The organism is Rothia sp. HMSC068E02 (assembly GCF_001813565.1).
In the GTDB taxonomy this organism is placed as follows: Bacteria; Actinomycetota; Actinomycetes; order Actinomycetales; family Micrococcaceae; genus Rothia.
Map to the genome: position 1 here is coordinate 4,813 of NZ_KV812866.1, position 14,674 is coordinate 19,486.

The following is a 14,674-nucleotide window of genomic DNA, read 5'->3' on the forward strand; positions in this document are numbered from 1 at the left end:
ACGCAGGGGCACCCGTCACCCGGACGCTCCGCCCTCTCCTCGCTCCGCTTCGGAGAGCGTCCGTGTGACACCCTGAGGGCGCATCCGGAAAACACGGCGCGCCACCTCGGGTAGCCTAGCGTGCGTGTGGAGGGGCGGTGTCGTCCGAACGTGACATCAGGGTGCCCGAAGCGAAGCGAGGGCGGGTGCCCCTGTAGGAACGAGGACGAACACCACCCCTCCACATGCCCGCACCTCACCGGAGGAAGGGTATAGCGTACCCACCCACACCGTCCTGCATAGTCATATGAGGCGGGGGAGGGCGCCTTCACAGGCTAAGCGAGTATCCTAGAAGCTTCGTATCCCCGAACCGAAACGAGAAAAAGCGTGGAAATCCTGCTGTACGCTGTGGGCATTATCCTCATGGCAATCGCTATTGCCGTCTCGATTGCCCTGCACGAGGTGGGGCATCTGGTGCCCGCGAAGCTGTTCAATGTGCGCGTTCCGCAGTACATGATTGGCTTCGGTAAGACCGTGTTCTCTTTCCGCCGCGGCGAGACTGAGTACGGTTTCAAGGCGATCCCGTTGGGCGGCTACATTTCGATGATTGGTATGTACCCGCCGAGCCCTGCTGAGGTGAAGGAGAACCATGAGGAGGGCCATTCGGGCAGTACCAGCCCGTTTGCGTCCTTGGCTGAGGAGGCTCGTGCGGCGGATGCTGAGCGCCTGAAGCCCGGCGATGAGGACCGCCTGTTCTATAAGTTGCCGGTGCTCAAGCGCATGGTGATTATGCTGGGTGGCCCGGCCATGAACCTGCTGATTGGTGTGGTGTGTACTGCCGTGCTGATTTGTGGTTTTGGTACGGCGCAGGTGACGAATAAGGTGTCGGCGGTGTCTGAGTGCGTGCCGAGCGTGAATGTCACTCATGATTCGATTAGCTATGGCGAGTGTACGGATAAGTCCACTCCGTCGCCTGCAAAGGCTGCTGGTGTGCAGGTGGGTGACCGTGTGGTTGCTGTGAATGGTGCGTCGACGGGTTCGTGGGAGGCTGTGTCTTCGGCGATTCGTGCGGCGGGTTCTCATCCGAGCACTTTGACGGTGGAGCGTAATGGTCAGCGTCTGGATTTGTCGGTGACTCCGGTTGAGATGATCCGCCCGGTTTCTGATGGTAAGGGCCAGTATGCGCGTGCTGCGGACGGTTCGATTGCGACGACTCGTGGCGGTTTTGTGGGTGTTTCGCCGTCGAGTGAGTTGGTGCCGGGTTCTATTACTGAGGTGCCTGCGATGGTGGGCGATACGCTCTCGCGCGTGGGTTCGTCGATGTTGTCGTTGCCGCAGCGTGTGTGGGAGTTGACGGTGACTTTGGTGACTGGTGGTGAGCGTAGTGTTGAGTCGCCGGTGTCTGTGGTTGGTGTGAGTCGTATTGCTGGTGAGGTGACGGCTACTGACCGTATTGATGTGAAGGCGAAGGCTGCGATGTTGGTCTCGCTGGTGGCGAATATGAATTTGATGCTTTTTGCGTTTAATCTGATTCCGCTTCTGCCTCTGGATGGTGGCCACGTGTTGGGTGCCCTCTGGGAGGGTGTGCGTCGTTTCTTTGCGCGTTTGACTGGGCGTAAGGATCCGGGTCCGTTTGATCCGGTGAAGTTGTTGCCGTTGACGTATGTGGTGGCTGGCGCGTTCATTGTGATGTCTGTCATTCTGATTGTGGCGGATATTGTTAAGCCCATCACCCTGTTTTAGTGTGTTGTTGCACGCGGTAAGGGTACCCGTATTAGTGGTTTCTTTCGCGTCAGTGGCACAATAAAAAGTTGAACGAAGGATGCGTCGTACGTCCTTCATAACCCATGTATGGAGGAAAACCTTGTCGGTCAGCCTTGGTATGCCGAAGCCCGCTCCCGCGGTTCTGTCCCCGCGTCGTAAGACTCGCCAGTTTAAGGTGGGTTCTGTCGGTGTTGGTTCTGAATCTCCGATTTCGGTGCAGTCGATGACGACCACTAAGACCCACGACATTGGTGCGACTCTGCAGCAGATTGCTGAGTTGACCGCTGCCGGTTGCGATATTGTGCGTGTGGCGTGCCCGACTGATAAGGATGCGGAGGCTCTGCCCATTATTGCGAAGCAGTCCCGTATTCCGGTGATTGCTGATATTCACTTCCAGCCGAAGTACGTGTATGCGGCTATTCAGGCTGGTTGCGGTGCTGTGCGTGTGAACCCGGGTAATATCCGTAAGTTCGATGACCAGGTGAAGGAAATCGCTCAGATGGCTTCGGACCACGGCGTTTCTCTGCGTATTGGTGTGAATGCTGGTTCGCTGGATAAGCGTCTGTTGGAGAAGTACGGTAAGGCTACTCCGGAGGCTCTGGTTGAGTCTGCTGTGTGGGAGGCTTCGCTCTTTGAGGAGCACGGTTTCCGTGATTTCAAGATTTCTGTGAAGCATAATGACCCTGTGGTGATGGTGGAGGCGTACCGTCAGCTGGCTGAGCGCGGTGACTGGCCCCTGCATCTGGGTGTGACTGAGGCTGGTCCGGCGTTCCAGGGCACTATTAAGAGCTCGGTGGCGTTCGGTACTCTGCTGTCTCAGGGTATTGGCGATACTATTCGCGTGTCGCTGTCTGCTCCTCCGGTTGAGGAGGTGAAGGTGGGCACCAAGATCCTGGAGTCGCTGAACCTTCGCCCCCGCAAGCTGGATATCGTGTCTTGCCCGTCGTGTGGTCGTGCGCAGGTGAACGTGTGGGAGCTTGCTGAGAACGTGACTAAGGGCCTGGAGCACATGAAGGTTCCGCTGCGTGTTGCCGTGATGGGTTGCGTGGTGAACGGTCCGGGTGAGGCTCGTGAGGCTGACCTGGGTGTGGCGTCCGGTAACGGTAAGGGCCAGATTTTCGTGAAGGGTGAGGTCATTAAGACTGTGCCTGAGGATCAGATTGTTGAGACTCTGATTGAAGAGGCGACCCGTATTGCTGCTGAGATGGAGGCTTCGGGCGAGTATGTTCCCGAGGGTTCCCCGGCTGTTTCGGTGAGCTAGTTAGCTTTTGTGCGCGGAGGCGCCCTGGTGAGGGCGCCTCCGCGCTTTTCCGGTTATGTCCGGTTATGGTGGTGGCAGGCTTGGTGCTTGCCGCTGCCGGGTGTGGCCGCAGGATCCGGTTGCTTTTTCGGGGGTGCGTACCCCCGTGTTTTCACTTATTTTTGTCGCTCATTCTCTATCACTCAACAGGTCATGTTCACTCTTTTTTCTCGCCGCCGTAAGGCTAATCGTGCCCGGCGTGCTGCTGTTTCGTCTGCTGCTGTTTCGTCGATGGATTCTTCCCCTATGCCTGATTGCGTGAAGGAACACGTTTTTGCTCTGGATGCTCGGTGGTGCGATGAGCTGGAGGAGGTTCTGTTCAGTGACCCGGTCCCGAATCTGTACTCCATTGAGCATTATTTGGCGTGCCCTCTTCCGGTGAGGTCCCCGCGTATTCCGCTGCACTACTATCAGGGTTTTGTGGGTTGTGAGCGCGATGGGCAGTTGTGCTGTGTGCTGCTGTTGGGTTCGAATGTGGTGCCGGTGCGGCTGTGCGGTGCCGCAATTGAACATGATGTTGCCGAACATGTAGAAGCCTCTGATGCCCCCACCCTGGACGCCCCCACCTTGGATGCTACGGCGCTCGCGCATCGTGACGCGCTGGCTCAGCTGCTACTGCAGGTGGGTTCTCGTCTGGATTCCATGTTCGGTGAGAGCGCCTTCGTGATGCCCCTGTGGACGCGCATGCAGGAGCTGTGCGAGCAGACTCGCGGCGGTAAGAGCCCGCTACTGCAGATGCTGCAGCCGAGCCTGGGTGACGGTTGCGATCACCGTGCGCGGGTTCTGTCGGAGCGTCCCAATCAGCCGCTGCTGTATCTGCCGCCGGAGAAGGACCTCACCCGCTTCTACGCTGTGGAGCTTCCTGAGCTGCCGGCTCACCTGCCCGCGCTCTTCAAACCTGCCGAAGCCCCCGCCGGTGCTGTCCAATTCAGCGGTGAGGCTGCCGGGTATGCGCGCCTTGCCACCTCCGCGGACCTGGGGGAGCTTCTGCCCGCCGCGGCCGCCATGTTCACCGAGGAGGTCGGCTTCGACCCGATTGCTCGCTACGGTGACGGCTATGCGGCGCGCCTGCGCACGCTCATAGCCGGCCAGCGCAGCGCCATTGTCACCGACGTGAATGGGCGGGTTATCTTCAAGGCGGATGCGGGCATCGTGAACCTGGACGCCGCGCAGGTGCAGGGCGTGTGGCTGCATCCGGACTACCGCGGCTACGGTCTGGCTAAGCCGTTCTTTGCCGCCGCCGCGCAGATTCTGCAGCGCTACTACCCGCATTTGAGCCTGTACGTGAACGACTACAACGCCCGTGCTCTTGCCATGTACCGGGGGACTGGTTGGGAGCAGATTGGGCAGTTCTCGACCATCATTTTTGAGCGCTAAACACGCCGAACCTTAAAACGCTATAAAATTAAAGACGGCTGTGCCTTTTTCACGGCTCACCCGGTGAGCCTCGGGCACCCTACCTAAACCTATCGACCTTTCAAGGAGAATCGTGGTACTTCGCCTTTCCAACCTCTTCGTGCGCACTCTGCGCGAGGACCCCGTAGACGCTGAGGTCGCCAGCCACAAGCTGCTGGTCCGCGCCGGTTACATCCGCCGCGCAGCCCCCGGCGTGTACACCTGGCTGCCCCTGGGCCTGAAGGTACTGCGCAAGGTCGAGAACATCATCCGCGAAGAGATGGACGCCATTGGTGCGCAGGAAGTTCACTTCCCCGCACTGCTGCCCCGCGAGCCCTACGAAGCAACCAACCGCTGGGACGAGTACGGCGATAACCTCTTCCGCCTCAAGGACCGCAAGGGTGCAGACATGCTGCTGGCACCCACCCACGAGGAAATGTTCACCCTGCTGGTCAAGGACCTGTACTCCTCCTACAAGGATTTGCCGGTTTACCTGTACCAGATTCAGACCAAGTACCGCGATGAGGCGCGCCCCCGCGCGGGTCTGCTGCGTGGCCGCGAGTTCGTCATGAAGGACTCCTACTCCTTCAACATTGACGATGAGGGCCTGAACGAGGCGTACATGGCGCACCGTGCCGCCTACCAGCGCATTTTCGAGCGCCTGGGCCTGGAGATTGTCATTGTGACCGCGCAGTCCGGCGCGATGGGCGGCTCCCGCAGTGAAGAGTTCCTGCACCCGACCCCTATCGGTGAGGACACCTTCGTGCGTTCCGCGGGCGGCTACGCGGCAAACGTTGAGGCCGTCACCACCGTGGTTCCCGAGGAAATCGAAATCACCGAGGAAACCCCGGCGGCAATCGTCGTGGACACCCCCGACTCTGCGACCATCGAGACTCTCGTCGAGCGCATGAACGAACTGCACTCCGAGCTTATCGACGGCACCCTGGAAGCTTCGCAGACCCTCAAGTGCTTCCTGGGCACCGTCATCACCCCCTCCGGTGAGCGTAAGGTCTTCGCCGTGGGCGTTCCCGGCGACCGTGCCGTGGACCTGGGCCGCGTTGAGGTCAACATCGGCGCCCTGCTGGGCATCGGTGGCGAGGTTGAGGTTGAGGCAGCCAGCGAAGAGGACCTGAAGGCATACCCGCAGCTGGTCAAGGGCTACATTGGCCCCGGCCTGAGCCTGGACGCGCCCCTGTTCGGTGCGCACACCGAGGACGAGGATGCGGTAGCTTCCGCAACCGGCATTCCCTTCTTCGTTGACCCCCGCGTGGTGCGCGGTACCCGCTGGGTGACCGGCGCAAACGAAGAGGGCAAGCACGTGGCGAACCTGGTCTTCGGCCGCGACTTCACCGCCGACGGCGTCATCGAAGCGTGTGAGGTGCGCGAAGGCGACCCGGCACCGGACGGCTCCGGCGAACTGGTGGCAGCCCGCGGTATCGAGATGGGCCACATCTTCGCCCTGGGTCGCAAGTACGCTGAGGCACTGGGCCTGAAGGTCCTGGATCAGAACGGCAAGTTGCAGACCGTGACCATGGGCTCCTACGGTGTGGGTGTGACCCGCGCACTGGCTGCTATCGCCGAGGGCAACCACGACGAGAAGGGCCTGATTTGGCCGCGTAACCTGGCACCGGCAGACGTGCACATCGTCATCACCGGCAAGGACGCAGCATCCCACGAGTACGCTGAAAAGCTCAGCGCATCTCTGGAATCCGCCGGCCTGCAGGTCATGCTGGACGACCGCCCGAAGACCAGCCCCGGCGTGAAGTTCGGCGACGCCGAGCTGCTGGGCGTGCCCACCATCCTGGTGATTGGTCGCGGCTTCAAGGACGGCGTGCTGGAGCTGAAGGACCGCCGCAGCGGTGAGGCTCGCGAGGTGTCCGTCGAGAACGCGGTGGCTGAGGTCATCGCTGAGGTGCGCGGCGCCTAAGGCACGCCACTAGCCCGCTAAGACGTAAAACCGTCGCCACCTGCCCCGCCTCCCCGGAGGTGGGGCAGGGTAGCGGCGGAAGAATGAAAGAAGAGAACTATGGCATATAAGCCGAAGCGTTCTGGCTCTAAGAAGAGCGCCCCGAATGCGCGCGCTCGCCGTGCCGCATCCCGCGTGGCGAATGGTGTGAACGCTCCCCGCACTCGCGCTGATAGCGAGCCCGTGGTGGAGGCACCGGTGCGCGTGGGTACCCGCGCGATCCGTGAGGAAGAGGTTGCCGAGGCGATTGCCCCGGTTATCTCCGAGTTCTCGCTGGTGCTGGAGGGCCTGAAGATTTCGGGCCCGGCGGCGAACCGTACCGTGAAGATTACGGTGGACTACACCGCTGAGCGTACCGATTCGCTGTCGCTGGATTCCCTCGCGGAGATTTCCGGTGCGATTTCGAGCGCCCTGGACCGTGCGGATGAAAACGACGAGTTCTTCCCCTACGAGCTGGAGGTGTCCTCGCCCGGTGCTACCCGCGCCCTGACTGAGCGCCGCCACTGGGAGCGTGCCCGTACCCGCCTGATTGCGGTCACCGCACCCGACGGCACCGAGTACCTGGCGCGTCTGCACGAGGTGCAGGATGAGGGTCCGGTGCTGGCTCGTAAGAAGAACACGAAGAAGGGCCAGAAGGAGTCGTACCACGAGCCGAGCTTGCTTCCGTGGGAAAATATTGCTTCTGCTCACGTCGAGATTGACTTCAATTCGCCCGCTGAGCCGGTAGAATAGAGTTATTAAAGCTTCAGGCACGGGGTGTTCCGTGTCAGGTATATACCGTTCGGGAGCCGGGGCGCATTGAGCGTCCCGGCGCCGTGCTAACTGGGAAAGGCTGAAAAGCGTGGAGGATATTAAAACTATTGACCTGGGCGCACTGCGCGCATTGGCGAAGCAGCGCTCTCTCGTCATGGAGGAGCTCTTCACCCTGGTTGAGAACGCCCTGCTGCTCGCGTACATGAAGCAGCCCGGCGCCATTAAGGGTTCTCGTGCCGTCATCGACCACACCACCGGCGAGTTCGTCATTCTGGCTCCTGAGCTTGATGAGGACAACCAGAAGATTGACGAGTTCGACGATACCCCGAACAACTTTGGCCGTATCGCTGCCGCAACCGTCCGTCAGGTGCTTTCGCAGCGTCTGCGTGACGCTGAGGACGCATCCGTTCTGGGTGAGTTCAAGGACCGTGAGGGCACCCTGGTGTCCGGCGTGATTCAGCAGGGCAACAACCCGCGTATGGTTCAGGTTGACCTGGGCACCGTTGAAGCTGTTCTGCCCAGCAATGAGCAGGTTCCGGGCGAGAAGTACCCGCACGGCTCCCGCCTGCGCGCCTACCTGGTTGAGGCTCGCCGCGGCCCCAAGGGCCCCTCGATTGTGGTTTCTCGTTCGCACCCGAACCTGGTTCTGCGCCTGTTCGAGCACGAGGTTCCCGAAATCTCTGAGGGCCTGGTTTCCATTAACTCCATCGCACGTGAAGCTGGTCACCGCTCCAAGATTGCTGTGTCCGCGAAGAACCCGACCATTAACGCTAAGGGTGCGTGCATCGGCGATATGGGTGCCCGCGTGCGTGCGGTTGCTGCCGAGCTGAACGACGAGAAGATTGACATTGTCGACTACTCGACCGATCCGGCAACCTTCATCGCTGCGGCACTGTCCCCGGCGAAGGTCACCGAGGTCATTATCGCGAACCCGCGTGAGTATTCCGCTCGTGCCGTGGTTCCGGATGACCAGCTGTCCCTGGCTATCGGCCGTGAGGGTCAGAATGCGCGTCTGGCAGCGAAGCTGACCGGCTGGCGTATCGATATTCTCTCCGAGTCCAAGTACGCTCAGGTTCGTGCCGAGGAAGAGGTTGCAGCTCGCGTGGCTCGTAGCCTGGCTGAAGAAGCTTCCGCTGAGAAGGCAATTGAAGAAGCAGCAGAAGAGTCCGCACAGGACGCTGAATAAGCATTAGCCCCGGTGAGGGGCGTATCCCGCGGCATATCCTTTTGATGCAGGCGCAAGAGATCGGGCAGCAACGTGCCCGGTGTTCTTGCGCCTGCGTCACAGTTTTGCCCATGATTCTTAAAAACGGGATACACTATTAAGATGTGCCGGTGCGTAACCGGGCGCTTTATCGTGCCCTCACGCGCACCGGATAGAGCATCACGAATGTACTGCGAACGCGGTTCTACACACGCTAGAGAGGGGAGAGGACCATGAGCAATCACGACCTCACCGCAACCTCCGAAGCGTTTGAAGGACCGGTCCGCACCTGCATCGGATGCCGTGCCCGCGATGAACAGCGCAACCTGCTGCGCATCGCCCGCACACCCGTCACGTCTGCTACCGAGCAGGCGGACACCCCGCCCTATCAGCCCGATACGGCGGGAACTATGCCCGGACGAGGCGCTTGGATCCATCCGAGCGAAAAGTGCGTAGCCGCTCTGCAGAAAAAGAACGGTCTGGCGCGCGCCTTCAAAAAAGCGGTCCCTGCAGCCCAGCTGCAGGCGTGCTGTGAGCAGATTCGAGCCGTTATTGCGGACTCGACCCCCTCATAGACGCTTTTCGGGTATATGCCCTCTGTAAGTCAACGAGTTTGACGACTTCTTATCTGAAAGCGAGTCAGAAAACTGATGGATATCTAATGAGTGCCGCGAAATGAGTACCCTTTCGTGCTCACCCACCGGCAATTTCACGAATTGGCGCGCCTTCGGGCGTGCACCCCGTAAACATTAGTGTCCGCACCATTCCCGGTGCGGACCGGGAATGGAGAAAATTTGGCTCAGCCTCGAGTACACGAGTTTGCTAAAGAAGTAGGCGTACCTTCCAAGGAAGTTATTGCCAAGCTTAAGGATATGGGCGAGTTCGTTAAGAGCTCCTCTTCCACCCTGAACCCCATGGTTCTGAAGAAGCTGCGCGCGGAATTCCCCGCCGCAGCCGCTAAGCCTGCCGCAAAGGCAGCACCCGCGGAGTCGGCAGCTAAGCCTGCCGCTAAGCCGGCACCCAAGCCCGCAGCAGCAAAGCCCGCCGCTAAGCCTGCGGCAGCCCCCAAGCCCGCAGCGGCAAAGCCTGCCGCTAAGCCGGCACCTAAGCCTGCAGCTAAGCCTGTCGCAGCTGAGAGCGCAGCTCCCAAGCCTGCAGCAGCTAAGCCCGCCGCAAAGCCGGCAGCAGCACCCAAGCCCGGCGGCCCCCGCCCGGGTAACAACCCCTTCGCATCCCAGCAGGGCATGGCACGCCCCGAGGCTGCACCGAAGCCGGCAGCACCCAAGCCTGCCGCTCCGAAGCCCGGCCCCAAGCCCGGTCCTCGCCCCGGTAACAACCCCTTCGCATCCCAGCAGGGTATGAAGCGTGGCGGCGGCGACTCCCAGCGTTCCGGCGGTCCCCGTCCGGCACGTAACGGTCGTCCCGGTGGCAACGGTGGCGCACGCCCCGGCGGTAACGGCGGTCCCCGCCCCGCAGGTGGCGCACGTCCCGGTGGTAACGGTGGCCCCCGTCCGGCAGCTGGCGCACGTCCCGGTGCACCCCGTCCGGCTGGTGGCGGCGGCGCACGCCCGAACCCCTCGATGATGCCCAAGGTTTCCAACGTTGGTGGCGGCGCGTCCGGTTCCAACAACGGCGGCGGTAACGGCGGCGGCGCACGTCGCGGCGGCGGTTCCGGCGGCTTCAACCGCGGTCCGGGTCGTCCCGGCCCCGGCGGTCGCGGTAATGCACAGGGTGCATTCGGTCGCGGTGGCTCCAAGCGTAAGGGCCGCAAGTCCAAGGCAGCTCGCCGCCATGAGCAGGAGCAGCTGAACGCACCGGCACCCGGTGGCGTGGTTGTTCCTCGCGGCGACGGCTCGACCGAGATTCGTCTGCGCCGTGGCGCGTCCATCATGGACTTCGCTGAGAAGATTGGCGCAAACCCGGCATCGCTGATTACGGTTCTCTTCCACCTGGGTGAGATGGCTACCCAGACTCAGTCCCTGGACGAGGAGACCTTCGAGCTGCTGGGTGCCGAACTGGGCTACGTCATCAAGATCGTTTCCCCGGAGGATGAGGAGCGCGAGCTGCTCGAGTCCTTCGACATCAACCTCGAAGCCGAAGCAGAAGCTGAGGGCGAGGACGTTCTGGAGGTTCGTCCCCCGGTTGTTACCGTCATGGGTCACGTTGACCACGGTAAGACCCGCCTGCTGGACGCTATCCGTAACACCAACGTCATTGAGGGTGAAGCCGGCGGCATTACCCAGCACATTGGTGCATACCAGGTCCACACCACCGTTGAGGGTGAAGACCGCGCGATTACCTTCATCGATACCCCCGGTCACGAGGCGTTCACCGCTATGCGTGCCCGTGGTGCGAAGGTCACCGACGTGGCAATCCTCGTGGTCGCAGCTGATGACGGCGTTATGCCCCAGACCGTTGAAGCACTGAACCACGCACAGGCAGCTAACGTGCCGATCGTGGTTGCTGTGAACAAGATCGATAAGGAAGGCGCGTCCCCGGACAAGATCCGTGGTCAGCTCACCGAGTACGGTCTGATCCCCGAAGAGTACGGTGGCGACACCATGTTCGTGGACGTCTCCGCTCGCAACGGCACCAACATCGACGAGCTGCTTGAGGCTGTCACCCTGACCGCTGACGTGCTCGAACTGACCGCTAACCCGAACAAGGAAGCGCGCGGCGTTGCTATTGAAGCAAACCTGGACAAGGGCCGCGGTGCGGTTTCCACCGTCCTGGTTCAGTCCGGTACCCTGCACGTCGGTGACGCTATCGTTGCCGGTGTTGCTCACGGTCGCGTTCGTGCAATGTTCGATGAGAACGGTCAGGCTGTGAAGGAAGCTGGCCCGTCCCGCCCCGTTCAGGTGCTGGGTCTGTCCACCGTTCCTCGTGCAGGCGACACCTTCCTCTCCACCGAGGAAGAGCGTACCGCTCGTCAGATTGCTGAGAAGCGTGAGGCTGCTGATCGTAACGCTCAGCTGGCTAAGCGTCGTAAGCGCGTGACCCTCGAGTCCTTCGACGCCGCTGTGGCTGAGGGCAAGATGGACACCCTGAACCTGATTATTAAGGGTGACGTCTCCGGTGCTGTGGAAGCACTGGAAGAGTCCCTGATGAAGATCGACGCCGGTGGCGACGAGGTTCAGCTGCGCGTCATCCACCGCGGTGTGGGTGCTATTACCCAGAACGACGTGAACCTGGCTACCGTGGACAACGCGGTCATCATCGGCTTCAACGTCCGCCCGGCAGAGCGCGTTGCAGAACTTGCCGACCGCGAAGGCGTCGAGATGAAGTTCTACTCGGTCATCTACCGTGCGATTGAGGAAATTGAGCAGGCCGTCAAGGGTATGCTCAAGCCCGAGTACGAGGAAGTGGAGCTCGGCTCCGCAGAGATCCGTGAGGTCTTCCGCTCCTCCAAGTGGGGCAACATCGCAGGTTCAATCGTCAAGAACGGCATCATCAAGCGCAACGCCAAGGCACGCCTGGTGCGCGACGGTTCCGTGGTGGCAGACAACCTCACCATCGAGTCGCTGCGTCGTTTCAAGGACGACGCTACCGAGGTTCGCGAAGGTTTCGAGTGTGGTATTGGCCTCGGCTCCTTCAACGACATCAAGGAAGGCGACATTATCGAGACTTGGGAGATGCGCGAAAAGCCGCGTGTCTAAGACTCACACGCTGATGCGCCCGTCACCCGCTAGTGTTCCCGCACCCGCAGGCTTCTAAAACTTAGAGCCTGCGGGGCGGATGCTGGCGGGGCGGGCGCTTCCGCATTACCTGGAACGCCTCCGTAACACCCCGAGTGTTCTCGGAAGGCGCCACGATATTTCAAGGAGAAACACATGGCTGATGCAGCCCGCGCGGCACGACTTGCCGACCGCATCAAGGTAATTGTGGCGAAGGCGCTGGAGCGTCGTGTTAAGGATCCCCGCCTCGGTTTTGTGACCATTACCGATGCCCGCGTGACCAACGACCTGCAGCACGCAACCCTGTACTACACCGTGTTCGGCTCCGAAGAGGACGCCGCAAACACCAAGAAGGCGCTGGAATCCGCTAAGGGTATTCTGCGCGCCGAGGTGGGTAAGAACATCACAGCCCGCCTGACCCCCACCCTGACTTTCGTCGCTGACGAGGTTCCCGAGAACGCCTTCCACATTGAGGCGCTTCTGCGTGAGACTCGCGAGCGCGACGCCGCCCTGGCTGCTGCAGCTGAGGGTGCCGAGTACGCTGGTGAGGCTGACCCCTACAAGAAGGATGAGCCTGCCGAGGGTGAGGACGCCTAAGTGGCGAAGAAGCAACCTCAGGGCCCGTCCGGCCTGATGGTCATTGATAAGCCCGCCGGGATGAGTAGCCACGACGCAGTCTCTCAGATGCGTCGTATTGCTGGCACCCGGCGGGTCGGTCACGCCGGTACACTGGATCCCGCCGCGACCGGCGTGCTGATTTTGGGCATCAATAAGGCAACGAAGCTGCTGACCTACCTGGTCGGTCAGGATAAAACCTATGACGCGACGATTCGCCTGGGCATTGAGACGCTGACTGAGGATGCCGAGGGTGAGCACACCGCCGCGCATCCTGATGCCGTCGAGGCGCTGACCGGTCTGGACGCTGAGCAGATGCGTGCGCGCATCCTGGAGGCTGTGGCGCAGCTGAGCGGCGATATTCTGCAGGTTCCTTCTGCGGTGTCCGCTATTAAGATCAACGGTGTTCGTTCGTATGCGCGTGTGCGTAGCGGTGAGCAGGTTGAGTTGGCGGCGCGTCCGGTGACGATTAGCGAGTTCACGGTACATTCCATCAACCCTGGTTTTGCCGAGTACGTGATTGAGGACCCCGAGAATGAGGGCGAACACGCGGCAACCTCGGTTCCCGTGATTGACTGCAAGGTGACGGTTTCGTGCTCTTCGGGCACCTATATTCGTGCCCTGGCGCGTGATTTGGGCAAGATTCTGGGCACCGGTGGCCACCTGACGGCTCTTCGCCGTACCCGTGTGGGCGCGGTGGTGCTTGAGGATGCCGCCGATTTGGCGCAGTTGAAGCAGCGCCGTGAAGAGTCAGCAAAGCTGGAAGATTTGCCGCTACTTCCCCTGGAGGAGGCGGCACGCCGCATCTTTGGTGCGCGTGAGCTCTCCGCCGCGGAGGCGAGCGATATTTCCTACGGGCGCCGTATTAGCCCCAGCGGTGACGGTTCCGTGGTGAAGCGTTCCGTGCACGCGAGCGCGGATGAGTCCGGCGCGGTGCAGCATGCCAGCGTTGAGGGTATTGTGGCGGGCTTCGCCCCGGACGGTACCCTGGTAGCCCTGTTGGAGAATAAGAAGCAGCGCGGGAAGGTGCTGGCCGCCCCGGTGCTGGTTTTTGAGGCGAATCGTTCCTTCAACTAGGCGTTGAAGGCTTATGATAGGCGAAGAAGGTTCGGTGTTTGCGCCTGCCCAAACCTGGTTTGCCCAAATCTATCTGATTCAGCGCCCTGTTGAAGGTGCCCCCTATTCATTCAATGCGCTAACGTATATACAACCCCTGAACACACATGACTACTCGTGCGGGTGCCGCCCGGCCCTGCTGAAGGAGAGAAGATGAGCGAGAACCAGAGCTCTGCTAAGAAGGCGAGTGAGCCTCGTACCGCGCCGGTACCCCGAGTGGAGTCTGCACAGGCTGAAGCTACCGTAACCGGGGCTGCTACTCAGAGCGGTGCCGCGAAGGCTGCCGGTGCTAAGAACGCTGAGCCTATTTCTGCGACGAAGGCACCCGAGGGTGTTCGCGTAGCCGCACCGGCGTCCGGCGATAAGGCGTCGCAGAAGGCCGATAAGAAGGCTGAGAAGAAGGCAACCCGCGAGGCGTTTGCCCGCCCCAAGAGCCTTGAGGAGGCGGCTAAGCCTCAGAACCGTGCGGCGTTCCGCGCGGCGGTGGCGCTGTACGGTCTGTTCATGATTGCGTACGGTGTGTGGCAGGTTCTGGGCGGTGTCCGCGTCATTCCGGATGCGCCTCAGGACTTTGCGAACGCCTCGGTGCAGTCGAACTACGTGTTCTTCGCGGCAGCCTATGTGGGTGTGGGCCTGTCCTTCGTGTTCATTGCCCTGAAGTTCAAGTGGGTGAACATGCTCGTGTTCTCCTGCCTGGTGGTTTTCTTGGGCGGCGTGGGTCGTATCCTGTCGTGGGCGTTCTTCGGCACCCCGCACTGGTCGCTGATCGTGCTGATGGTGACTGAGCTTGTGATTCCTCCGTGCCTGCTGGTGTGGTACGGCTGGATTAACAAGTCCAATAAGATTCGCGAGGAGATGCTGAAGGCTTCTCGTAACCAGGCTCGTAAGTAGTCGTAACGCCCGGGAAG

The 14,674-nt window shown here is 61.1% G+C and carries 11 protein-coding genes; all 11 read left to right on the forward strand.

What is annotated here, in order from left to right:
* The first annotated feature begins 366 nt into the window (after positions 1-366).
* The 11 genes from HMPREF2919_RS00505 to HMPREF2919_RS00555 all read left to right on the forward strand — a co-directional run bounded on the left by HMPREF2919_RS00505 (position 367) and on the right by HMPREF2919_RS00555 (position 14,657).
* Positions 367-1,722 carry a M50 family metallopeptidase gene (locus HMPREF2919_RS00505; protein WP_049341690.1) on the forward strand — a complete coding sequence of 452 codons (1,356 nt, stop codon included), beginning with the start codon at positions 367-369 and terminating at the stop codon, positions 1,720-1,722.
* A 139-nt stretch (positions 1,723-1,861) separates the two neighbouring features.
* Positions 1,862-3,004 carry a flavodoxin-dependent (E)-4-hydroxy-3-methylbut-2-enyl-diphosphate synthase gene (ispG, locus tag HMPREF2919_RS00510; RefSeq protein ID WP_044142245.1) on the forward strand — a complete coding sequence of 381 codons (1,143 nt, stop codon included), beginning with the start codon at positions 1,862-1,864 and terminating at the stop codon, positions 3,002-3,004.
* A gap of 192 nt (positions 3,005-3,196) precedes the next feature.
* Positions 3,197-4,420 (forward strand): GNAT family N-acetyltransferase, encoded by a 1,224-nt coding sequence (locus HMPREF2919_RS00515; RefSeq protein ID WP_239665106.1) that lies wholly within the window; start codon positions 3,197-3,199, stop codon positions 4,418-4,420.
* A gap of 112 nt (positions 4,421-4,532) precedes the next feature.
* Positions 4,533-6,365 carry a proline--tRNA ligase gene (locus tag HMPREF2919_RS00520; protein ID WP_070665668.1) on the forward strand — a complete coding sequence of 611 codons (1,833 nt, stop codon included), beginning with the start codon at positions 4,533-4,535 and terminating at the stop codon, positions 6,363-6,365.
* 99 nt (positions 6,366-6,464) lie between these two features.
* Complete coding sequence (gene rimP / locus HMPREF2919_RS00525) at positions 6,465-7,136, forward strand: ribosome maturation factor RimP (RefSeq protein ID WP_049356023.1); 672 nt, start codon at positions 6,465-6,467, stop codon at positions 7,134-7,136.
* Between the two features lie 109 nt (positions 7,137-7,245).
* Positions 7,246-8,343 (forward strand): transcription termination factor NusA, encoded by a 1,098-nt coding sequence (nusA, locus tag HMPREF2919_RS00530; protein WP_049328007.1) that lies wholly within the window; start codon positions 7,246-7,248, stop codon positions 8,341-8,343.
* Positions 8,344-8,594: 251 nt separating this feature from the next.
* Positions 8,595-8,936: a YlxR family protein gene (locus HMPREF2919_RS00535; RefSeq protein ID WP_049341695.1), complete on the forward strand. Its 342-nt coding sequence runs from the start codon at positions 8,595-8,597 to the stop codon at positions 8,934-8,936.
* Between the two features lie 219 nt (positions 8,937-9,155).
* Entirely contained in the window at positions 9,156-12,017 is a 2,862-nt protein-coding gene (gene infB / locus HMPREF2919_RS00540; protein ID WP_049355113.1) for a translation initiation factor IF-2, read from the forward strand.
* Positions 12,018-12,191: 174 nt separating this feature from the next.
* Positions 12,192-12,632: a 30S ribosome-binding factor RbfA gene (gene rbfA / locus HMPREF2919_RS00545; RefSeq protein ID WP_005507090.1), complete on the forward strand. Its 441-nt coding sequence runs from the start codon at positions 12,192-12,194 to the stop codon at positions 12,630-12,632.
* On the forward strand, positions 12,633-13,727 hold the full coding sequence (truB, locus tag HMPREF2919_RS00550) for a tRNA pseudouridine(55) synthase TruB (protein ID WP_070665671.1): 1,095 nt from the start codon (positions 12,633-12,635) through the stop codon (positions 13,725-13,727). It abuts the gene before it with no gap.
* Positions 13,728-13,919: 192 nt separating this feature from the next.
* Entirely contained in the window at positions 13,920-14,657 is a 738-nt protein-coding gene (locus HMPREF2919_RS00555) for a DUF4345 domain-containing protein (RefSeq protein WP_070665673.1), read from the forward strand.
* Positions 14,658-14,674 lie beyond the last annotated feature (17 nt).